The 21,313-nt window shown below is 71.9% G+C and carries 19 protein-coding genes; 13 read left to right on the top strand and 6 right to left on the bottom strand.

The window, feature by feature from the left end:
* Positions 1–266 precede the first annotated feature (266 nt).
* From U8331_RS01345 to cfa, 3 genes are all read left to right on the top strand, one after another.
* Positions 267–1,247, top strand: a complete 981-nt coding sequence (locus U8331_RS01345; protein ID WP_481131844.1) for a hypothetical protein — start codon at positions 267–269, stop codon at positions 1,245–1,247.
* Between the two features lie 51 nt (positions 1,248–1,298).
* Positions 1,299–4,349 carry a glycerol-3-phosphate 1-O-acyltransferase PlsB gene (gene plsB, locus U8331_RS01340; RefSeq protein ID WP_481131843.1) on the top strand — a complete coding sequence of 1,017 codons (3,051 nt, stop codon included), beginning with the start codon at positions 1,299–1,301 and terminating at the stop codon, positions 4,347–4,349.
* A 136-nt stretch (positions 4,350–4,485) separates the two neighbouring features.
* Positions 4,486–5,694 (top strand): cyclopropane fatty acyl phospholipid synthase, encoded by a 1,209-nt coding sequence (gene cfa / locus U8331_RS01335; RefSeq protein ID WP_481131842.1) that lies wholly within the window; start codon positions 4,486–4,488, stop codon positions 5,692–5,694.
* Between the two features lie 221 nt (positions 5,695–5,915).
* Here cfa and U8331_RS01330 read toward each other — a convergent pair whose 3' ends face one another.
* Positions 5,916–6,125 carry a YdcH family protein gene (locus tag U8331_RS01330; RefSeq protein ID WP_481131841.1) on the bottom strand — a complete coding sequence of 70 codons (210 nt, stop codon included), beginning with the start codon at positions 6,123–6,125 and terminating at the stop codon, positions 5,916–5,918.
* Positions 6,126–6,212: 87 nt separating this feature from the next.
* On the opposite strand from U8331_RS01330, the gene ttcA reads away from it, so the two are divergent.
* The 3 genes from ttcA to U8331_RS01315 all read left to right on the top strand — a co-directional run bounded on the left by ttcA (position 6,213) and on the right by U8331_RS01315 (position 9,166).
* On the top strand, positions 6,213–7,094 hold the full coding sequence (ttcA, locus tag U8331_RS01325; RefSeq protein ID WP_481131840.1) for a tRNA 2-thiocytidine(32) synthetase TtcA: 882 nt from the start codon (positions 6,213–6,215) through the stop codon (positions 7,092–7,094).
* 76 nt (positions 7,095–7,170) lie between these two features.
* The gene (locus tag U8331_RS01320) at positions 7,171–8,076 is read left to right on the top strand and encodes a recombination-associated protein RdgC (protein WP_481131839.1); all 906 of its coding nucleotides are present in this window, start codon (positions 7,171–7,173) and stop codon (positions 8,074–8,076) included.
* A gap of 241 nt (positions 8,077–8,317) precedes the next feature.
* Positions 8,318–9,166 carry a M48 family metallopeptidase gene (locus U8331_RS01315; RefSeq protein ID WP_481131838.1) on the top strand — a complete coding sequence of 283 codons (849 nt, stop codon included), beginning with the start codon at positions 8,318–8,320 and terminating at the stop codon, positions 9,164–9,166.
* A gap of 12 nt (positions 9,167–9,178) precedes the next feature.
* On the opposite strand, the gene U8331_RS01310 is transcribed toward U8331_RS01315, so the two are convergent.
* Positions 9,179–10,078 (bottom strand): alpha/beta fold hydrolase, encoded by a 900-nt coding sequence (locus tag U8331_RS01310; RefSeq protein WP_481132862.1) that lies wholly within the window; start codon positions 10,076–10,078, stop codon positions 9,179–9,181.
* A 14-nt stretch (positions 10,079–10,092) separates the two neighbouring features.
* Positions 10,093–11,061: a ferrochelatase gene (hemH, locus tag U8331_RS01305; RefSeq protein WP_481131837.1), complete on the bottom strand. Its 969-nt coding sequence runs from the start codon at positions 11,059–11,061 to the stop codon at positions 10,093–10,095.
* A gap of 183 nt (positions 11,062–11,244) precedes the next feature.
* Between hemH and U8331_RS01300 the strand changes: the two genes are divergently transcribed.
* The 5 genes from U8331_RS01300 to U8331_RS01280 all read left to right on the top strand — a co-directional run bounded on the left by U8331_RS01300 (position 11,245) and on the right by U8331_RS01280 (position 14,502).
* Positions 11,245–12,117 carry a lipid-binding SYLF domain-containing protein gene (locus U8331_RS01300; RefSeq protein ID WP_481131836.1) on the top strand — a complete coding sequence of 291 codons (873 nt, stop codon included), beginning with the start codon at positions 11,245–11,247 and terminating at the stop codon, positions 12,115–12,117.
* 79 nt (positions 12,118–12,196) lie between these two features.
* A complete protein-coding gene (gene tatA, locus U8331_RS01295) occupies positions 12,197–12,439 on the top strand; it encodes a Sec-independent protein translocase subunit TatA (protein ID WP_481131835.1) in 243 nt (80 codons plus the stop codon).
* Between the two features lie 31 nt (positions 12,440–12,470).
* Positions 12,471–13,016, top strand: a complete 546-nt coding sequence (gene tatB / locus U8331_RS01290; protein ID WP_481131834.1) for a Sec-independent protein translocase protein TatB — start codon at positions 12,471–12,473, stop codon at positions 13,014–13,016.
* Positions 13,013–13,795: a twin-arginine translocase subunit TatC gene (gene tatC, locus U8331_RS01285; RefSeq protein WP_481131833.1), complete on the top strand. Its 783-nt coding sequence runs from the start codon at positions 13,013–13,015 to the stop codon at positions 13,793–13,795. Before tatB ends, tatC begins: the two co-directional genes overlap by 4 nt.
* A 2-nt stretch (positions 13,796–13,797) precedes the next feature.
* Positions 13,798–14,502 (top strand): RDD family protein, encoded by a 705-nt coding sequence (locus U8331_RS01280; protein WP_481131832.1) that lies wholly within the window; start codon positions 13,798–13,800, stop codon positions 14,500–14,502.
* Between the two features lie 535 nt (positions 14,503–15,037).
* Here U8331_RS01280 and U8331_RS01275 read toward each other — a convergent pair.
* The 3 genes from U8331_RS01275 to U8331_RS01265 all read right to left on the bottom strand — a co-directional run bounded on the left by U8331_RS01275 (position 15,038) and on the right by U8331_RS01265 (position 17,780).
* Positions 15,038–15,955 carry a hypothetical protein gene (locus U8331_RS01275; protein WP_481131831.1) on the bottom strand — a complete coding sequence of 306 codons (918 nt, stop codon included), beginning with the start codon at positions 15,953–15,955 and terminating at the stop codon, positions 15,038–15,040.
* Positions 15,956–16,078: 123 nt separating this feature from the next.
* Positions 16,079–16,915, bottom strand: coding sequence for a BPSS1780 family membrane protein (locus U8331_RS01270; protein ID WP_481131830.1), 837 nt, complete (start codon positions 16,913–16,915; stop codon positions 16,079–16,081).
* A 124-nt stretch (positions 16,916–17,039) separates the two neighbouring features.
* Complete coding sequence (locus U8331_RS01265; protein WP_481131829.1) at positions 17,040–17,780, bottom strand: glutamine amidotransferase; 741 nt, start codon at positions 17,778–17,780, stop codon at positions 17,040–17,042.
* Positions 17,781–17,854: 74 nt separating this feature from the next.
* Between U8331_RS01265 and glyQ the strand changes: the two genes are divergently transcribed.
* Positions 17,855–18,790 carry a glycine--tRNA ligase subunit alpha gene (gene glyQ, locus U8331_RS01260; protein ID WP_481131828.1) on the top strand — a complete coding sequence of 312 codons (936 nt, stop codon included), beginning with the start codon at positions 17,855–17,857 and terminating at the stop codon, positions 18,788–18,790.
* Positions 18,790–20,967 carry a glycine--tRNA ligase subunit beta gene (glyS, locus tag U8331_RS01255; RefSeq protein ID WP_481131827.1) on the top strand — a complete coding sequence of 726 codons (2,178 nt, stop codon included), beginning with the start codon at positions 18,790–18,792 and terminating at the stop codon, positions 20,965–20,967. Before glyQ ends, glyS begins: the two co-directional genes overlap by 1 nt.
* Positions 20,968–21,313: the final 346 nt, after the last annotated feature.

The following is a 21,313-nucleotide window of genomic DNA, read 5'->3' as shown; positions in this document are numbered from 1 at the left end:
CAAAAGTCTTGCCTAAGAAGCTCGCAACAACTACCCTGCGCTGCGCCCGGCGTTCGCCGGCGCCATGTCCAACGGCTTGTTTCCGGCACCGCCGGGATCTTCAAGGGAGGCTCCGGCCTCCTTTTTTCTTGCCGGACGCGCACGGCGCGGGGCTCCCGCGCGCGCTGCCCCGCCATTCGCCGACGTCAATCCGGAACCGGTTTGGCTTGTACGCCCGTCCGCCCCCGGCCAAGATGCCGGCCTGCGCCCGGGGGGAACCGCACCGCATGTCATTGATTCCACGCGCGATCGTCCAGCGCACGAAGGCCACACTGCTGCCGGCGGTCGCGCTGGCGCTGCTGGCCATCGCCGTGCTGGTCGCGTTGCTGGCGAGCGGCGGCTGCCAGCGCGAATCGCCCGCGGATCCGTCACCGGCCGCGGTCGAACCGGCGGCTGCGGTGCTGCAGCTGGCCGGCGACCTGCGCAGGAACGACCTCGCCGGCTACGCGCGCCATGCGCTGCCGCCGACCCTGCATGCCCGGATGGTGGCGGCCTGGCGCGACGGCCGGACCATCTGGCCGCTGACCGAACTGCCACTGGACGACCGCCTGCCGGCGTTCATCACCGCCCTCGCCGCGGCCGACTCGGAGAAGCAGCTGCTGTCGGCCTACCAGCGCCAGTTCGCCGGCGCCGACCGCGAGCTGCGCAGCGCGGCCGCAACCCTGGGCCTGTTCGCGGGCCAGTACGTGCGCGAAGCCGGCGACTACAGCCAGGTCGAACGCGAGCACTACCTGCAACTGGTCACCGCACTGAGCCAGTGGGCGCGCCAGGCGCCGCTGGCGGATGGCGCCAAGGCCAGGGCCGCGATCCCGCAACTGACCGCGGCCGCGCGGCTGACCGGCCTGGCGGGCGGCACCGGGACGTTCCACCGGCTCGGGATGGAGCGCAGCCTGGGTCGGCTGGGCCCGTTCTTCGGCCGCTTCAAGCAGGTGCTGGTCGGCTACGGCCTGGACTTCGACCGGACCCTCGACGGCGTGCGGGTCGCATTGATCGAGCAGAGCGGCGACCGCGCCCGGGTGTCGCTGGACTACACCCTGGCCGGGCAGCCCGTCAGCGCCCAGGTCCGGCTGGAGCGCCGCGATGGCCGCTGGTACCTGTCCGACCTGCTGCGGCACGCCGAAACGGCGGCAGGTCCGGCCCCGGCGACGCCCGCCGTTCCCGGCGGGGCAGCGGAGGAGCCATCGGCGCCGGAGCTCACCGCCCGCTGAGCCCGCTCCCGCCTGCATGGCGTGAACGGGCGAACCGGCATAATGGCGCCGATGCCGAAACAGACACCCCTGCCGTTCCCGGGCGAGGCCGCCAAGGCCGCCGGTCCGGACCCGACCACGCCCGCTTCCAGCGCCGGCGACGTTCCCGCGTCCGTACCGGGTGCGCCCGGCGATGCACCGACCGACGGGCAGCAAGCCAGCCCGCTGCCCCCGCCCGGGGAACCGCTGCTGACCCCGGACGAGCGCGTCGCGGCGGCGGTACTCGCGCCCGAACCCCTGGCGTGGAACGAGGCCGCCCCGCTCGGCGACGCCGCCGAGCCCGCGCACCCCTATCCCGACACACCGCTCGACACGTCCCTCGATGCGGACCCCGGTGACGGGCGCGTTCGCGGCGCCGACGGCAGTGGCGACCCACGCCCGGCGTTCGAACCCGGCTCCACCCTCGGCGGTGCCCCCGCCGGCACCGCGACCACGGCCGCCAGCCCGCCCGGCAGTGCCCCGGCCCCGGCGCTCCCGCAGACGCCACCCGGCCCCGATGCCCCGCGCGAGCGGCTCGCCCGGCGCCCCGCACCGGCCCAGCGCCGTCCGTGGTGGTCGCGCCTGCTGGGCAGGATCATGGCGCCGTGGGTGTCGCTGACAATCGAGCCCGCCGACCCGGTCAGCCACGCCCCCGACCTCGCCGGGCGTCCGGTCTGCTACGTGCTCGAGGACTACGGCCTGTCGAATGCGCTGATCCTCGAGCGCGCCTGTCTGGAAACCGGCCTGCCTTCGCCGCTGCATCCACTGCCGGGCGACCCGCTCGGCCGCAAGCGTGCCTACGTCGCGCTGTCGCGGCGCAACGTCAGCGCGCTGGCGCCGCTGCAGCAGTCGCTCGGCAACACCCCGCCCTTGGCCAAGACCCATTCGGGCTCGCTCGCGCGGTTGCTGGAAGCGCACCGCGAGGACCCGGCGCTGGACGTGCAGCTGGTGCCGGTGTCGATCTTCGTCGGCCGCGCGCCGGACAAGCAGAGCGGCTGGTTCAGCGTGCTGTTCTCGGAAAACTGGGCGCTGGTCGGCCGCTTCCGGCGGCTGCTGGCGATCGCGCTCAACGGCCGCGACACCACCGTGCGTTTCGCCCCGCCGGTCAGCCTGCGCTCGATCATCGCCGAGGACCTGCCGCCCGAGCGCACGGTCCGCAAGCTCTCGCGCGTGCTGCGCACCCACTTCCGGCTGATCCGCGCGGCGATCATCGGCCCCGACCTGTCGACCCGGCGCCTGCTGGTGGACCGCGTGCTCAACGCACCGCCGGTCAAGGACGCGATCGCCGACCAGGCCCGCCGCGACAGCTCCAGCCCGGCCGAGGCCTGGAAGAAGGCGCACGGCTACGCCTACGAGATCGCCGCCGACTACTCGCACCCGGTGGTGCGCTCGGCCAGCTTCCTGCTGACCTTCGTCTGGAACCGCATCTACCGCGGCGTGCTGGTCCACCACCTCGACAAGCTCAAGCAGGCCGCGCCGGGCCATGAGGTGGTCTACGTGCCCTGCCACCGCAGCCACATGGACTACCTGCTGCTGAGCTACCTGCTCTACACCAAGGGCATCGTGCCGCCGCACATCTTCGCCGGCATCAACCTCAACCTGCCGGTGATCGGCACCGTGCTGCGCAAGGGCGGCGCGTTCTTCGCCCGGCGCAGCTTCCGCGGCAATGCGCTGTACTCGGCGGTGTTCCGCGAATACATGGCGCAGCTGGTCTCGGGCGGCTATTCGATCGAGTACTTCATCGAGGGCGGGCGCTCGCGCACCGGCCGGCTGCTGCCGCCCAAGGGCGGCACCCTGGCGATGACCGTGCGCGCGTTCCTGCGCCAGCCGACCCGGCCGGTGCTGTTCCAGCCCATCTACATCGGCTACGAGAAGCTGATGGAGGGCAACAGCTACCTCGACGAGCTGACCGGCAAGCCGAAGGAGAAGGAATCGATCTGGCAGCTGGTCACCGGCGTGCCGAAGGTGCTGCGCAGCAACTACGGCCAGGTGGTGGTCAACTTCGGCGAGCCGATCCGGCTCGGCGAGGTGCTGGCCGAGCACGCCCCCGGCTGGGACGGCAGGGCGGTGTCCGACGAAGACAAGCCGATCTGGCTGTCCAACACGGTCGACGCACTGGCCCAGCGAATCCAGGTCAACGTCAACCGCGCCGCCGACGTCAATCCGATCAACCTGCTCGCGCTCGCCCTGCTGTCCACGCCCAAGCACGCGATGGGCGAGGCCGACCTGCTGGCGCAGATCGCGCTGTCCAAGACCCTGCTCGACGAGATGCCGTACTCGGACCGGGTCACCGTGACGCCGCATTCGCCCCGGGAAATCGTCGCCCATGGCGAGGAGATCAACGTGCTGACCCGCACCGTGCACCCGCTCGGCGACGTGCTGCACGTCGGCGGCGACAAGGCGGTGCTGCTGAGCTACTTCCGCAACAACGTGCTGCACCTGTTCACCGCCGCAGCGTGGGTCGCCTGCTGTTTCCAGAACAACCGCCGCATGGCGCACGACAGCGTGCTGCGGCTCGGGCGCAGCGTGTACCCGTTCCTGCAGGCCGAACTGTTCCTGCCGTGGAGCGAGGACGCGTTCGTCGAACGCCTGGGCGGCACCATCGAGGTGTTCATCCGCGAAGGCCTGCTGGAACGCGTCAACGACGAGGACGGCGGCATCCTGGCGCGCAACACCGGGCAGAGCGACGAGGTGTTCCGCCTGCGCGCGATCGGCCACTCGCTGCAGCAGGCGTTCGAGCGCTACTACATCGCCATTTCGGTGCTGGCCAAGAACGGCGCCGGCACGCTGTCGGCTGGCGAGCTGGAAAGCCTGTGCCAACTCGCCGCCCAGCGCCTGAGCCTGCTGTACGCGCCGGCCGCGCCGGAGTTCTTCGACAAGACCCTGTTCCGTGGCTTCATCCAGAAGCTGCGCGAACTGAAGCTGGTCTGGGTCGACGCCAACGGCAAGCTCGCCTTCGACCAGCGGCTGGAGGCGTGGGCGCGCGACGCCAAGTTCATCCTCGGCCGCGAGCTGCGCCACAGCATCGAGAAGGTCAGCCCGGAGGCGGCGCGGCCGGACAGCGAGGCGATGCCGGTCGACTGAGCCGGCGGCCGCTGCAGCGCGCCGGCCGCGGCGTTAGGATGGCCCCGGCGCGACCGGAGTCGTCGCGGGCCGGCCGCCATTGCCCCGCCGCGGGTCACCGCGGGCCTGTGCCGCGACCCAGCACGAGGAATCGCGCATGGTGCCGCCGCCCGATACTGCCGTCTCCGACGAGACCCCCGCCGCCCCGGCCGCCGCTCCCCAGGCCGCGCCGCGGCTCGACACCGCTCCGCAGCAACTGGTCGCCGGCCTGCTCGGCCGCGCCGACATCCGCATCGACGGCGACCGGCCGTGGGACATGCAACTGCACGACCCCGGCGCGCTCGAACGCGCACTGGCCGAGGGCAATCTCGGCCTCGGCGAGGCCTACATGGCCGGCGCCTGGGACTGCGAGCGGCTGGACATGTTCTTCGACCACCTGCTGCGCGCCCACCTCGACCGCGAGGTGCAGCCGGCGCGGCTGGCCTGGCACGCACTGCAGGTGAAGCTGTTCAACCGCCAGAACCGCACCCGCGCCTGGCAGGTCGGCAAGGCCCACTACGACCTCGGCAACGACTTCTACGAAGCGATGCTCGATCCGTCGATGGCGTACTCCTGCGGCTACTGGCGCGACGCCGACGACCTCGCCGCGGCGCAGGCGGCCAAGCTCGAGCTGATCTGCCGCAAGCTCGGCCTGCGGCGCGGCATGCGCGTGCTCGACATCGGCTGCGGCTGGGGCAGCTTCATGGGCCATGCCGCGCGCCACCACGGCGTCGAGTGCATCGGCGTCACCGTGTCGAAGGAGCAGGCCGCGTGGGCGCGCGAGCGCTATGCCGGGCTCCCGATGGAATTCCGCCTGCAGGACTACCGCGAACTGGACGAGCGCACGGTGGGTGGGCGGGTGGACGCGATCGTCAGCGTCGGCATGTTCGAGCACGTCGGCCACAAGAACCACCGCCAGTACATGGAGGTCGCCGCGCGCTGCCTCGCCGACGACGGCCTGTTCCTGCTGCACACGATCGGCAAGAACCGCCGCGAGTCGGTGCCCGACCGCTGGATCGACAAGCACATCTTCCCCAATGGCGAGACGCCTTCGATCGGCCAGATCGGCGATGCGATCGACGGGCTGTTCGTCTGCGAGGACCTGCACAATTTCGGCGCCGACTACGATCGCACGCTGATGGCGTGGCACAGCAACTTCGAAGCCGCCTGGCCGCGCTTCGCCGACCAGCTTGGAGAGACCTTCCGCCGCAAGTGGCGCTACTACCTGCTGTCGTGCGCCGGGGCGTTCCGCGCGCGCGAGCTGCAGCTGTGGCAGTGGGTGCTGTCGAAGGACGGCGTGAGCGGCGGCTATCGGCGGCCGGGGTGACGGGCAGGGCCGCCTCGTTCCTGCGCGTGGTCCCATGCCCTTATCGGAGCGACGTAAGTCGCGACCTGTACATCGGTCGGGAGCACACGTCACCGCCGGTTATCCTCGCTGCCGGACAGGGCCGTTTCGTGGAGCGAAACCGCTCCCCGTTCACGGGCTTCGGCCGGGTTCGGCGGGTCACGACTTACGTCGCTCCTACACAGCCCTCGGAGTTGCCGCGCCTAAGCCGGCTCGTCCGGAATAAGCGCGCTCTCCAGCCGGGCGATGCCGTCCTTGAGCAACAGCCGGCGCTTCTTGAGCCGCTTGAGGGCGAGGTCGTCGTGGTCGGCCAGTGCCGACAGCCGGTCGATCGCGGTGTCGAGGTCGCGGTGCTCCTGCCGCAGCGCGGTCAGGCGATGGGCGATCTCGGCAGGGTCGTCGCGGTCGTTCATACAGCCAGCTTAGCGCGGCCTCCGCCCGGCGCGCCGCGACCACCGCCTCGGTCCGTGCGACGGGCGGCCGGTAGAATCGGCGGCCTGATGAACACCGTCCTACCCCTGCTGAACAAGGCGCCCACCGCCGACATCCTCCCGCTGGCCGAGCCGCTGCCGCGCGCCGGCGAGCTCGACCGCCTCGGCAAGCGCCTGCGCCACCAGGTCGGCCAGGCGATCGCCGACTTCGGCATGATCGAGGACGGCGACAAGGTCATGGTCTGCCTGTCCGGCGGCAAGGACAGCTACACCATGCTCGACGTGCTGCTGCAGTTGCAGAAGAAGGCACCGGTCTCGTTCTCGATCACCGCAGTCAACCTCGACCAGAAGCAGCCGGATTTCCCCGAGCACGTGCTGCCGCAGTACCTGGAATCGATCGGCGTCGATTACCGCATCCTCGAACAGGACACCTACTCGGTGGTCACCCGCGTGGTGCCCGAGGGCAAGACGATGTGTTCGCTGTGCTCGCGGCTGCGGCGCGGCGCGCTGTACACCTTCGCCGAGGAGCAGGGGTTCACCAAGATCGCACTCGGCCACCACCGCGACGACCTGGTGGCGACGTTCTTCCTCAATCTTTTCTTCCACGCGAAAGTCTCGGGCATGCCGCCCAAGCTGCTGTCCGACGACGGCCGCCACGTGGTGATCCGGCCGCTGGCCTACGCCGCCGAGGCCGACATCGCCCGCTACGCGCAACTGAAGGACTTCCCGATCATCCCGTGCAACCTGTGCGGCTCGCAGGAGAACCTGCAGCGCAAGCAGGTGCAGCGGATGATGGCGCAGTGGGAGCGAGAGACGCCGGGGCGGATCGAGACGATCGCGCGCGCGCTCGGCGACATCCGGCCCTCGCAGCTGGCCGACCCCAAGCTGTTCGACTTCCTCGGCCTCCGGCCCGGCGCGGTGCCCGACTCCGCATCGCCGGCCGCCGGCTGATTCCCTAACCCGCGTCGCGACCGCGCAGCCCGGCTGCGCGGTGTCGCGGCCGCACGCACCTCCCACTGGACCCTGCATGTTCTTCCGCAACCTGACCTTCTTCCGCTTTCCGTCCACCACCAAGCTCGACGCACTCGACGCCGGCCTCGACCAGTGCCAGCTCAAGCCGGTCGGCCCGCTGGAGCTGTCCAGCCGCGGCTTCGTCTCGCCGTACGGGCGCGACGCCGAGGTGCTGACCGGCCGCCAGGGCGACGCGATCTGGCTCACCGTCGGCGGCGAGGACCGGCTGCTGCCGGGCGCGGTGGTCAACGAGATGCTCGCGCGCAAGCTCGACGAGATCGAGCAGAAGGAAGGCCGCCGCCCGGGCGGGCGCACCCGCAAGCGGCTCAAGGACGAGCTGATCACCGACCTGCTGCCGCGCGCGTTCATCAAGCCCAGCCGCACCGACGCGCTGCTCGACACCGGCCACGGCGTGATCGCGGTCGACACATCCAGCCGCAAGTCGGCCGAGAATGTCTGCAGCGAGATCCGCCGCGCGCTCGGCAGCTTCCCGGCGCTGCCGCTCAACGCCGAGGTCGCGCCGCGCTCGGTGCTGACCGGCTGGGTCGCCGGCGAGCCGCTGCCCGACGGCCTGTCGCTGGGCGAGGAGTGCGAACTGCGCGACCCGGTCGACCAGGGTGCGGTGGTCAAGGTGCAGCGCATGGACCTGCACAGCGACGAGATCGCCCGCCACCTGGAGACCGGCAAGCAGGTCACCCGGCTCGCGCTGAGCCTCGACGACCACGTCAGCTTCGTGCTCGGCGACGAGCTGATCGTGCGCAAGTTCAAGCTGCTCGACGGCGCCGTCGACGAGCTGGAATCGACCGACCGCGACGACATCCGCGCCGAGCTCGACGCCCGCTTCGCGCTGATGAGCGCCGAGGTGAAGCGGCTGTTCGCGGTGCTGGAATCGGCGCTGAAGCTGAGCAAGGCCGACGGCTGAAAACGATCGCCCGGGGCCGCTTTGTAGGAGCGACGTAAGTCGCGACCGGTACATCGTCCGGAATTCGACGCGAATGGGCCACCGGTCATGTCCGGCGAAGCAGGCTTCGGGGTGCATCGCGGTCATCCACCATCCCGGCGTCTGCCGGGTTCGGCAGGTCGCGACTCACGTCGCTCCTCCGGCATCCGGCCGGCGTAGCGCGCCCGATGCACGCGTCCACCCGATCCGCCACCATCACCCCATGTCGCCTCCCTTCCGCCTGCTCGCACCCCGCCCCCGCACCATCGAGCGCGATGCGTTCGAGCTGGTGCTGGCCGATGGCCGGTCGATCGAGGTGCAGCGCGTGCGCGATCCGCGGGCGCGACGGATCCGGCTCAGCGTCGACGACCGCGGTGCGCGCCTGACCCTGCCGGCGCGGGCGAGTGCCGCGACCGCCGAACGTTTCGCGATCGAACACCGCGAATGGCTCGCGGCACAGCTCGACCGCCACGCCCCCGGCGACCTGCCGCGGCTGCAGCCGTTCGAAGCGTCCACGCTGCCGCTGCGCGGCGGCGTGGCGCCGTTGTGCTGGCAACCGGGGCGACTGTGCCGGCTGCAGTTCGCGGCGCCGGGCGGCGACGCTTGCGATCACATCCGCGACGACCGCGGCGGCGACCCTGCCACCGACGCCGCCACGCTCGTGTTCACCCTGCCGCCGCGCGCCGGTACAGCGGCAGTCGCCCGTGCGCTGCGCGACTTCTACGAGGCGCAGGCCCGCGCCGATGTCGGCCGCTGGCTGCCGCGCTACCTCGACCGGCTGCCGCGCGCGCCGCGCCGGTTCCGGTTCAAGGTGATGCGTTCGCAGTGGGGCTCGCTCGCGCCGGACGGCACGGTCGCCCTGGACCTGTCACTGGTACTCGCGCGGCCGTCGGCGTTCGAGTACGTGCTGGTGCACGAGCTGTGTCACCTGGTCCACCACGACCATTCGCGCGCGTTCTGGCGCGAGGTCGCGGCGCGCTGCCCGCACTGGCAGCACGAACGCGCCTACTTCCGGGCCGAGGGCAGCCGGCTCAAGGGCAGCCTGCGCTCGCTGCTGGCCCACGGCGGCTGATGCGGAACCTGCTCAGCCGCGCGTTGCGGTGAAGCAGTCGCCGATCGCCGCGGCCACCTCGCGGGGTTGCTCCATGTGCAGGTGGTGGCCGCCATCGAGGACCACCAGTTCGCCGCGGCGCAGGCAAGCGAAGCGCGCACGCCGCAGGCCCTCAGGGAAATACGGTTGCGCCGGGCTCGCGTAGATCACCCGGACCGGGCACTCGATCGCCGCGAGCAGGTCGCGTACCTGCGCCTCGCTCATGCGCACCGCGGTCGGCCGGGTCAGCCGCGGGTCGCTGCGCCAGGTGTAGCCGCCGGCCTCGCCACCGGCCGGCGCCAGGCCACGTTCGACCAGCAGCCGCGCGGCCGCCTCGCCGATGCCGCCGGCCCGGACGCGCGCCTGCGCGGCCGCCTCGATGTCGGCGAATACCCGCAGCGGCCGCGGCGCGGCCCCGGCCCCGGCCCCGGCCCCGGCGAAGGCACGGTGCAGGCGCAAGGCGCTGCGATCGGTGTCCTCGGCGAGGGCGCCGAGCGCCTCGATCGCGACCAGCCGTTCGATGCGCTGTGGCACCGCGGCGGCCATCACGCTCGCCATCGCGGCGCCGAGCGAATGGCCAAGCAGGGCGAAGCGCCGCCAGCCCAGTGCGTCGGCGGCGGCGAACACGGCGCGTGCGGCGTTGACCACGGTGTACTCGGCGGCCGCCGGCAGGTGCGCGCTCGCCCCGTGACCCGGCAGGTCGAGGGCCACCAGGTCGAGCGCCATCCGGTCGCTTCCGGCCGAAGCCCCGCCCGTCAGATGCGGCCACAGCGGCAGAAAGCTCGCCGCGTTGTCGAGCCAGCCGTGGAGCGCCAGGACTTTCGGCGCACCGTCGACGCCACCGCGAAGCCCCGCGAGCCGGCCGAAATCGGTGTCGACGGCACATTCGCGCAGCGGCGCCGGCGCCGTCACGTGCGCCACGGGCCCAGCGCGCGCCGGACCACCGTGGCCAGCGCGGCCGCGTGCGCGGGGCTGTCGTTGAGGCAGGGGATGTAGCGGAGTGTGCCGCCGTGTCCGGCGAACTGCTCGGCGAGCATGATCGCGACTTCCTCGAGCGTTTCCAGGCAGTCGGCGGCGAAGCCGGGAGCGATCACGTCGACCGTGCGGATGCCGCGCGCGGCGAGCGCGCCGAGGATGGCGTCGGTGGCCGGCTCGAGCCAGCGCTCGCGGCCGAAGCGCGACTGGTAACTCAGCGACCACGCATCGTCGCGCAGCCCCAGGGCGGCGGCGATCGCGCGCGCGCTGGCTTCGCACTGCCGCGGGTACGGGTCGCCGGCGTCGGCGACGCGCTGCGGCAGGCCGTGGAACGAGAACAGCAGGTGCTCGCCGCTGCCGGCGGCCTCGCGGTGGTCGCGCACGGACTGCGCGACCGCTTCGACCCACGCCGGCTCCAGGTGGTAGTCGTCGACCACCCGCGTCGCCAATCCGCCGGCCCGGGCTACCACGTCGGCGACCGAGGCGGTGGTGGTGGTCGAGTACTGCGGGTACAGCGGCAGCACCAGTGCCCGCGTGACGCCTTCCGCGCGCAGCCCGTCCAGCACCGCGGCCAGCGACGGGCGGCCGTAGCGCATCGCGTTGACCACCCGCAGGTCCGGCAGTTCGCGCTGCATCGCGGTGGCCAGGCGCGCGGTATGCACCGCCAGCGGCGAGCCGCCGTCGAGCCAGACGCTCGCGTACTTGGGAGCGACCTTCGGCGCGCGCAGCGGCAGGATCACCCCGCGCAGCAGCGGCAGCCACAGCCAGCGCGGCAGCGACACCACGCGCGGGTCGGACAGGAACTCGTCGAGGTAGCGGCGCACCGCCGGCGCGGTCGGCGCGTCGGGCGTGCCCAGGTTGACGATTACAACGGCGGTATCGGAAGCAGCGGCGTCGGTCATCGGCATAGGATGCCAGCTGGCGGCGGGGGTTCGCCTCCCTGTGCGGAACACCGTGTGCGCCGCGCGCAGCTGCCGTGTTCCCCTCCGATTCATCGCCGCGTCACTAGCCTGAACCGCACTGCGCGGAAACCTTCGTCCGACGCGCAGGTCCTATGATCCGTCCGACCCTTTCCGGAGCCCGCCATGTCGATCCTGCCGCGCCTTGCCGTTTTCCTGCTTGCCGTCGGGCTGGCATTGCCCGCGGTGGCCGGCGTCACCGAGGACGAGCGCGCCCAAAACGCGGTGCGCGTGCTCAACGAGATCCAGGCGATCCCCGAGTCGGGCATCCCCGACGTGCTGTTCGACGAGGCCAAGGCCATCGTCGTCGTCCCCGACACCCTCAAGATCGGGCTGGTGATCGGCGGTCGCCGCGGCCACGGCCTGGTCTCGGTCAAGAATCCGGACGGCACCTGGTCCAACCCGGCCTTCGTCAAGCTGACCGGCGGCAGCATCGGCTTCCAGGCCGGCGTGCAGTCTTCCGACGTGGTACTGGTGTTCACCAGCCAGCGCGGGCTGGACTCGATCGTCAACGGCAAGATCACCCTCGGTGCCGATGCCAGCATCGCCGCCGGCCCGGTCGGCCGCACCACCGGCCTGGCCACCGACGGCCGGCTGAAGGCGGAGATCTGGTCGTGGTCGCGCGCGCGCGGGCTGTTCGCCGGGGTCGCACTGGACGGCGCGGTGCTGAGCATCGACGACGACGCCAACCAGGCCGTCTACGGCGCCGGCACCACGCCACGGATGATCTTCGAAGGCCGCGCCGGCCAGCGTCCGTCCGACGCGGTGGTGACCTTCCGCGACCAGCTCGAGGAGGCCACCGCCGCCGCCCGCCTGGCCCGCGGCACCACGCCGGCCCACCCGCCGCTCGCCAGCCCCGCGGTGAACGCGACGCCGGCGCCGGTCGCGGTGCCGCCGCAGGCCGCACCGGTACAGCCGCAGCCGTTCGAGCCCGTCGACAGCCCCTACCCGCCGGCCGAACCGGCGGTGACGACCGAGCCGCTGCCGCCCACGCCGTAAGGCGCTCGCGGCCCGCGCGGCCGCGGCGGTCACATGGCTTGCGGTATCCTCCGCATCCCACTTTCCGGCGAGCATTCCGATGGGCAGTTTCAGCATCTGGCACTGGTTGGTCGTGCTGGTGATCGTGGTGCTGGTGTTCGGCACCAAGCGCCTGAAGAACGTCGGCAAGGACCTCGGCGAGGCGGTCAAGGGATTCAAGCAGGGCGTGGCCGACGACGAGCGGCCGGCCGCGCGCCTGCCTGACGAACGCCACCGCGACGACGCCCCGCTGGACGGGCGCGACGCCGAACGCCGCGACGACGAGCACGTCCGCCGTCCGTGACGCGGCCACGCCGCCGCGTACGCCGTTCCCCATGTTCGACATCGGCTTTTCCGAGCTGTTCCTGGTCGCGGTCGTGGCACTGATCGTGCTCGGCCCCGAACGCCTGCCGCGCGCCGCGCGCTTCGCCGGGCTGTGGGTGCGGCGCGCACGCGCGCAGTGGTATTCGGTGAAGTCCGAACTGGAGCGCGAACTCGCCGACGACGAACTCAAGCGCAGCCTGCGCGCGACCGGGGAGGAACTGCGCGCGGCGCGGGCGCAGCTCCACGAAAGCGGCCAGGCACTGCGCCGGGAATTCGAAGCCGGCCACGACGCGTCGATGGCCCCCCGCCCCGCCCCCGATGACCGGCCGTCCGACTCCCCGCGGGACACGCCGCCCGGGCCGGACGATCCGCGGCCCGACCCCGGGCCGGCGCGCGAGCCGGGGCCGCACGCCCCCGAGCCGCGCGAACCCGGCACGCCGGACCGGCCCCACCACGATCCCGATCCGGGCACGCCCGATCGCCGCGAGCCCGGCGACCCCACGCCCCAGCGGGTCGATGCCGGCACCGACCCGGCCGGCCCGGGCCCGCGACCGTGACCGCACCGGACCACCGCGACGGCCCAGCCCCGGCCAGCGACCCCGACACCGCCAACGAGCCGCGCCTGATCGACCACCTGCTGGAACTGCGCGGCCGCCTGTTGCGTGCGGTCGCCGGGCTGGTGCTGGTCACGCTCGCGCTGCTGCCGTTCGGCAACGACCTCTACGCCTGGCTGGCCGAGCCGCTGCTGGCCAAGCTGCCCGCCGGCGGCCAGCTGATCGCGGTCGAAGTCGCCAGTCCGTTCTTCGCGCCGGTCAAGCTGGCGTTCTTCGCCGCGCTGATGGCGACCACGCCGTGGCTGCTCTACCAGGGCTGGGCGTTCGTCGCGCCCGGCCTGTACCGGCGTGAGAAGCGGTTGGCGCTGCCGCTGCTGGCCTCCGCGGTGGCGCTGTTCTACGCCGGCTGCGCGTTCGCCTACTTCCTGGTGCTGCCGGCGGTGTTCGGGTTCCTGGTCAAGGTCGCGCCCGACGGCGTGGCGATGATGACCGACATCAACGCCTACCTCGACTTCGTGCTGGTGCTGTTCCTCGCCTTCGGGGCCAGCTTCGAACTGCCGGTGGCGCTGGTGATCGCCAGCCTGCTCGGCTGGGTGACGCCGGCACAGCTGCGCGAGTCCCGCGGCTACGCGATCGTGGGCATCTTCATCGTCGCCGCGGTGATCACCCCGCCCGACGTGGTCTCGCAGCTGATGCTGGCGATCCCGATGTGCCTGCTGTACGAGCTGGGCATCCTCGCCGCGCGCTGGCTGGCGCCGCGCGGGCCGGACGCCGCGTCCTGAGAATGGCGGGCAGCGCCTTGGCGCCGGCCGGGTTCTGGCAGCGCGCGGCGGCCTGGACGGTCGACGCCGCCTGCATCGCGCCGCCCGCGCTGCTGCTGGCGTGGCCGTGGCTGCAACCGGCCGCCGCGCACTGGTGCGCGCGCTTCGAATCGCTGGTGCAGGCCACCGGCGAAGCGCTGGCCACGGCGATCGTCGACGGCGTACCGCTGCCGATGCTGGCGCTGTCGATGAGTCACGACCCGCGGCTGGCCGAAGCGATGCACGCGCTGCACCGCGCGAGCTGGGCGCTGCTGCTGCCGCCGCTGCTCGCGTTCGCCGCGGTCGGCGCGCTGTGGAACGTGACCGGCGAATGCTCGCGCTGGCAGGGCAGCGCCGGCAAGCGCCTCCTCGGCCTGCGGGTGGTGGACCCGGCCGGCGCACGGCCCGGCATCGTCCGCTCGCTGTGGCGGCATGTCGCCGGCACCGCCTCGTGGGTCACCCTCAACATCGGCCACGCGATGGCCGCGGGCGCGCCGGAACACCTCGCACTGCACGACCGGATCAGCCGCACCCGGGTGGTCGCCGAAGGCGGCACCGATGCGCCGCTCCCGCACTGGGCGCGGGCGTGGCTCGGGTTGCTGGGGGTCGGCGCGGTAGCGCTGGTCGCGTGGGCGACCGCGGCGGCGAGTGCGCTGATGGAGGCCGCCCTGCTCAACGCGCTGTACTGAGGCGTCGCTTGGCTGCCGGGTGACTGGCGTCGGGCGACCAGGCATCGGGGCTTCGGACTGGGGCCGGCTTTTGTAGGAGCGGCTTCAGCCGCGATCGTGGAGCCGGCGCGGGTGGACGGCTGCCGGATCGCGGCTGAAGCCGCTCCTACAGAGGCCCATGGCGACGATAAAGGCGCATCACGACGAAACGGTCCGTGCCGGCGATGCCGACGCACGCTTGCCTTCCAAAGCCGGCGCCATTCGGGCGAGGGGCGAGTGGAGGGGGGTTGCGGAGAGCAGGCCAAGGACAGCCTGCGCCGCGACTTAGAGACAGGACGTCGTCAGGAGCGCGGAGCAACCCTCCTCCACCCGCGCCTCGCGCAGCGCCCTCGCCCGAAGCAAAAAGCCCGTAACGCCACCAAGGACCCGAGGCCGTGCGAAGACTGTATCGGCGGAAAAGATCCCGACCGTTGACGAAGGTCCGACAGCGACAAACCGCAGCGGCGGTCGTACCCGCGAAAAACGCGGGGCGGCCGTGCCGCCCCACGCATGCCCATCAGGCGGTCAGCGCATCCACCGGAACCACGGCGGTGTCGTCACCGCCGCAGACATCGCGCCACAGGTGGTACATCGCACCGAAGCCAACCACCAGCATCGCGAGCAGGAACCCGAGGTACAGCGGCAGCCCGATCACGATGCCCAGCCAGGCGCCAGCGACCTTCGCCAGCAGCCCCACCACCATCACCAGCACCACCGCGACGATGCCGAGCACGATGATCCCGACCACGTAGGTCAGCAGCATCACCAGCAGCGGCAGCAGGTTCTTGAACGCACCGGCGAAACCGTCGCCGATGGCCGCGAACATGCCGCGCCCGCGCAGCGCCACCTGCCCCACCGCGACCGACTGCACGCCGAAGAACACCGTGCCCACCAGCGCCATCAGCAGGTAGGCCAGGCCGATCCCGGCCGGCAGCTGCATCATCGCCGCGGACGGGTCGCCGCCGATCATCGACGACTGCATCATCTGCGAATACCACTCCAGCACCCCGCCGGCGAACAGCATCAGCAGCCCGACCGCCAGCAGGTTCTGCAGCACCGCGATCACGATCATCAGGCCGATCGCGCGCAGCGAGGTCGGCAGGTCGCCGAAGCCGCCGAACACGTCCGTCGCCTGCGCCGGGCGGCCGCTCTCGGCCGCGTCGATCAGCCGCAGGTAGCCGACCGTCAGCATGCCCAGCACCACCATCACCGGCACCAGCACGACCAGCGTCGCCGCCAGCATCGAACCGACGCCGGGCCCGGCCGCGGCCACCACGATGCCCGACAGCAGCGCGGCGGCGATCGCCACCACCACCGCCGCCACCAGTACCAGCGCCGCTCCGCCGAAGATCGCCTTCGGATTGCTGCGGCCCAGGTTGACCGCGTTCTTCAACCAGCCGAAGCCGGCCATCGGACCCATTGCACGAGTCGCCATTCCTTTCCCCTTGTATGACAGTCCATGGATGCCGGCCCGTGGGCCGACGCGTCTAGACCGTGCGCCGCGCGCACGGCGTTGCCCTCCCCCGGAGGGCGAACTCCTGACGAACCCTTGAGCCGCTCAGGCTTCGAAGCCGCGATGCGGCGGCGGCACCGCCGGCGCATCGCCGATGGTCTGCCGCCACGCGAGGCACACCGCGCCGCCCATCACCGGCAACAGGATCGCGGTCAGCAGCAATTGCACGGCGAACGCCGCCGCCGGCACGCCCACGGCGAAGCCCAGCAGCATGCCGAGCAGCTGCAGCGCCAGGCTCAGCGCGATCACCGCGATCATCATCAGCAGCACCAGCACCACCAGCGCGCCCAGGTTGCGCAGGCAGGCGCGCAGGCTCAGGCCCATCGCCGCGAACGCACCGCGGTCGGTGAACATCACTTCCGGAATGGCAACGAAGGTGAAGAAGCCGGAGATCACGCCCACCACCATCACCGCGAGCACCCAAAGCAGCAGGCGACCGGCCGGCAGCGACTCGGCCAACTGCGGATCGGGGTTGGTCTGCATCTGCGCGAGCACCAGCGACACCTGCTGGAGCTGCTCGGGGCCGATCATCGCCACCAGCAGGATGCCCATCACCACCAGCGCCGCCACCTGCGGCAGCAGCATCGCCAGCAGGCGCAGCAGCTTGCCGTCGCGCACGCCCTGGACCAGGTGCGCGGGCACCGCCGGCCGACCCTGTTCGACCTCGCGCGCGGCATAGACCACGCCGCCGAATAGAACCGGCCCGGCCAGCGCCATCAGCAGGCTCAGCCAGACCTGGCCGCCCATCGAACCCAGCGCGGTGAGGCCGCCCCAGATCAGCCCGAGCAGGCCGAGCGACAGCGGCGCCTTGCGCAGCAGCGCGATGCCGCCCAGCAGCCATTCCGCGCCCGCACCCGGACGCACCTTGCGAATCGTGTCCATACCCACCCCGATACCTGATCGTTCACACGTGTTCCGGCCCCGGCCGGGACCGCCACCCGCACGTTAGCATCGCCGCCGGCGCATCCGGCCGCGGCCGGCCGCCGCACGGCGGCGGACCGGGCGATTATCGCGCGCCGGCGATCCCGCGCGCGTGGTGCACGAACCGCCGCAGCACCCGCCGCGCCTCCGGGGCCGCGCCGACCCCGGCCAGCATCGCCGCCGGATCGAAACCCTCGCGCTGCAACGCGACCTTGCGGGCCTGGATGTAGCCGCGCATGTGGGTCGCGCTGAATTCAGGATGGAACTGCACGCCCCACGCCGCCTCGCCCCAGCGGAACGCCTGGCACGGGTCGCCGGCCGACCGCGCCAGCGCGACCGCGCCCTCGGGCAGGCGCAGCACCGACTGCATGTGGGTCAACTGCGCATCGAAGCGCGCCGGCAGCGGCGCCAGCAGCACGTCGTCAGCGGCCGCCGGCAGCAGTTCGACCTCGACCGTGCCCATCTCGCGCCCGGCCGGGTTGTTGCCGACCTCGCCGCCGAGCGCGTGCGCCAGCAGCTGGTGGCCGTAGCAGATGCCGAACAGCGGCAGTCCCGCGTGGGCGGCGTCGCGCAGCCATGCCGCGCTGGCCTCGCTCCAGTCGAGCCGCTCGGTGACCATCGCGCCGGAACCGGTGACGATCACGCCGGCGAAGCCGTCGCGGGTGGGCAGCACGTCGCCGCCCTGCACGTCGACCACCACCGCGGCGTCGCGCCCGAGCCCGGCGGCGACCCGGATCCAGTGCGGGAAGTCGCCGTGGCGTTGCATCGGCCCGACCGGCTTGCCGGTCTCGATGATCAGGAACGGAGCGGTCGACGGGACGGTCATGGCGGCCTTCTGCGGCGGGGTCTGGCGGGAGCGCGCCGTATACTAGCCCGCTTTGCACCACGGCCCGGAAGACCATGTCGAACGCCCCCGCGGACGCCGCCCCGCCCACCTTCCAGCAGCTCATTCAACGCCTGAACGAATACTGGGCCGCGCAGGGCTGCGTGCTGATCCAGCCGCTCGACCTCGAGGTCGGCGCCGGCACCTTCCACCCGGCGACGTTCCTGCGCTCGCTCGGGCCGGAGCCTTGGAACGCCGCCTACGTGCAGCCCTGCCGCCGCCCGACCGACGGCCGCTACGGCGACAACCCCAACCGCCTGCAGCGCTACTACCAGTACCAGGTGGCGATGAAGCCGTCGCCCGACAACATCGTCGAGCTGTACTTCGAGTCTTTGAAAGCACTCGGCGTCGACCCGCTGGTGCACGACCTGCGGCTGGTCGAGGACAACTGGGAGTCGCCCACGCTCGGCGCCTGGGGACTGGGCTGGGAGGTCTGGCTCAACGGCATGGAGGTGACCCAGTTCACCTACTTCCAGCAGGCCGGCGGCATCGAGTGCAGGCCGGTGCTGGGCGAGATCACCTACGGCCTCGAGCGGCTGTGCATGTATTTGCAGAACGTCGACAACGTCTACGACCTGGTCTGGACCCACGGGCCCGACGGCAGTCCGGTGACCTACGGCGACGTCTACCACCAGAACGAGGTCGAGCAGTCGGCCTACAACTTCGAGCACGCCGACGTGGCCGAACTGTTCCACCGCTTCGACGCCTGCGAGGCCGAGGCCGCGCGCATCACCGATCTTGGTCTGCCGCTGCCGGCCTACGAGCAGGTGATGAAGGCCAGCCACAGTTTCAACATGCTCGATGCGCGCCGCGCGATCAGCGTGACCGAGCGCCAGCGCTACATCCTGCGCGTGCGGAAAATCGCACAGGGCGTGGCCGAGGCCTACCTCGCCCAGCGCGGGAAGCTCGGCTTCCCCGGCCTCAAGCGCAACTCCACGGAGGAGGCCGCCTGATGGACGCGAGGATGCAACCGCTGCTGGTCGAACTGGGCACCGAGGAGCTGCCGGTCAAGGCACTGCCGGGGCTGGCGCAGGCGTTCTTCGACGGCGTGATCGACGGGCTCGCCAAGCGCGGCGTCGCCTTCGAGCGCGGCGAGGCGAAACCGCTGTATACCCCGCGCCGGCTCGCCGTGCTGCTGCCGGGCGTGGCCACCGAGCAGCCCGAACAGTCGTCCGAGGTGCTCGGCCCCTACCTCAACATCGCGCTCGACGCCGACGGCCAGCCGACCCGCGCCCTGCAGGGTTTCGCCGCCAAAGCCGGAGTCGAGTGGACCGCGCTTGGCAAGGTCACCGACAACAAGGGCGAGCGCTTCTTCCACCGCTCGGTCAAGCCGGGCGCCAGGACCGCCGAGCTGCTCGGCGAGATCGTCGCCGAAGCCATCGCGGCAATGCCGATCCCCAAGCCGATGCGCTGGGGCGGCCACGACTACGGCTTCGCCCGGCCGGTGCACTGGCTGGTGCTGCTGCTGGGCGCGGACGTGGTCGACGCCGGCCTGCTCGGCGTGCGCAGCGACCGCATGAGCCGCGGCCACCGCTTCATGCACGACAAGCCGGTGTGGATCGGCACGCCCGGCGACTACGTCGAGTCGTTGCGCGGCGCGAAGGTGCTGGTCGACCCGGACGAGCGCCGCGCGCGCATCGTCAGCGAGGTCGAGGCGGCCGCGCGCAAGGCCGGCGGCCACGCGCGGATCGACGACGGCATCCTCGGCGAGGTCAACGGCCTGGTCGAGTGGCCGGCCGCGGTCGCCTGCAGCTTCGACGCGGAGTTCCTCGCGGTGCCGGCCGAGGCGCTGATCGCGACGATGGAGGCCAACCAGAAGTTCTTCCCGGTGCTCGACGCCGACGGCCGGCTCAGCGAGCACTTCGTCGGCATCGCCAACATCGAGTCGAAGGACGCCGCCGAGGTCCGCAAGGGCTACGAGCGGGTGATCCGGCCGCGCTTCGCCGATGCCAAGTTCTTCTTCGTCGAGGACATGAAGCAGGGGCTGGCGTCGATGAACGACGGCCTCAGGACCGTCACCTACCAGAAGCAGCTGGGCAGCGTCGCCGACAAGGTCGCGCGCGTGGCCGCGCTGGCGGAGGCGGTGGCGCGGCAGGTCGGGGTCGACCCGCAGCTGGCAAAGCGCGCGGCGGAGCTGTCGAAGGCCGACCTGCAGTCGCGGCTGGTCGGTGAGTTCCCGGAGCTGCAGGGCATCGCCGGGCGCTACTACGCCGCGGTCGAGAACGAGCCGGTCGAGGTCGCGCACGCGATCGACGAGGCCTACATGCCGCGCTTCGGTGGCGACGCGATCGCGCCGTCGAAGCCCGGCCAAGTGCTGGCGATCGCCGAGCGGCTGGACACGCTGGCCGGCGGTTTCGCGGCCGGCCTCAGGCCGACCGGCAACAAGGACCCGTTCGCGCTGCGGCGCAATGCGCTGGGGTTGGCGCGGACGTTGATCGAGGCGGAGCTGGACGTGTCGCTGGACACGCTGCTGGCGGCCGCGCGCGATGGGGTCGGCGCGGTGCAGGTCGGCAAGGACGCGGCGGCACCGGCCGATGCCGGGCAGCTGCGCGAGTTCGTGTTCGACCGGTTGCGCGGCTACTACGCCGAGCAGGGCGTGACGCCGCAGCAGTTCGAGGCGGTGCTGGCGGTTGCGGGTGCCTCGGTGGACGGGGCCGCGATTGCGGCTGAAGCCGCTCCTACAGGGGGCCGTGCCGGATCCGAAGATGTTGCAGGAGCGGGGTCGTTGCTGGACTTCGACCGCCGTGTCCGTGCGATCGCCGAGTTCGCCCGGCTGCCCGAGGCCGAGGCGCTCGCCGCGGCCAACAAGCGCAGCCGCAACATCCTGCGCAAGGCCGAGGGCGCGGTGGCCGACACGGTCGACCCGGCGCTGATGAGCGAGGCGGCCGAGCGCGAGCTGGCCGACGCCGTCGACGCCGCGATCGCCGACACCGACCCGCTGCTGGCCGCGCGCGACTACGTCGCCGTGCTCGGGCGGCTGGCGCGGCTGCGGCCGCAGGTGGACGCGTTCTTCGACGCGGTCATGGTCAACGCCGACGATGAAGCGGTGCGCAACAACCGCCTCGCCCTGCTGAAGCGGCTCAGCGACCGCCTCGGCAGCGTCGCCGCGATCGAGCACCTGTCGATCTGAGGCAGTCCCGCCTTTGTAGGAGCGACGCAAGTCGCGGACCACTGACAGAAGGTGGCGCGATGGTCGACGCGTTTTACGATCGCGCGATGGAGGCATCGCGTTGATCGCGGTGGCCTCGCCGGGTCAATGGGTCGCGACTTACGTCGCTCCTACCGTGCGTGGTTTGCGCGGTACGTGGTCGCGAGCGCGTTGTTCGTCACGTTGGTGGATGGCGCGGGTGGACGATTCCGCGATCGCGGCTGGAGCCGCTCATACGCCCGCAGGAAGAAGTCACTTGGGGGACGAGCCCGCACTCTCGCCGTTCCGCGCGGCGCCCGCGACGGCTGCCGGACGCACCGGTGACACA

The organism is Lysobacter sp. CC-YZS074 (assembly GCF_056739745.1).
This window is presented reverse-complemented; position numbering and strand designations above follow the sequence as displayed.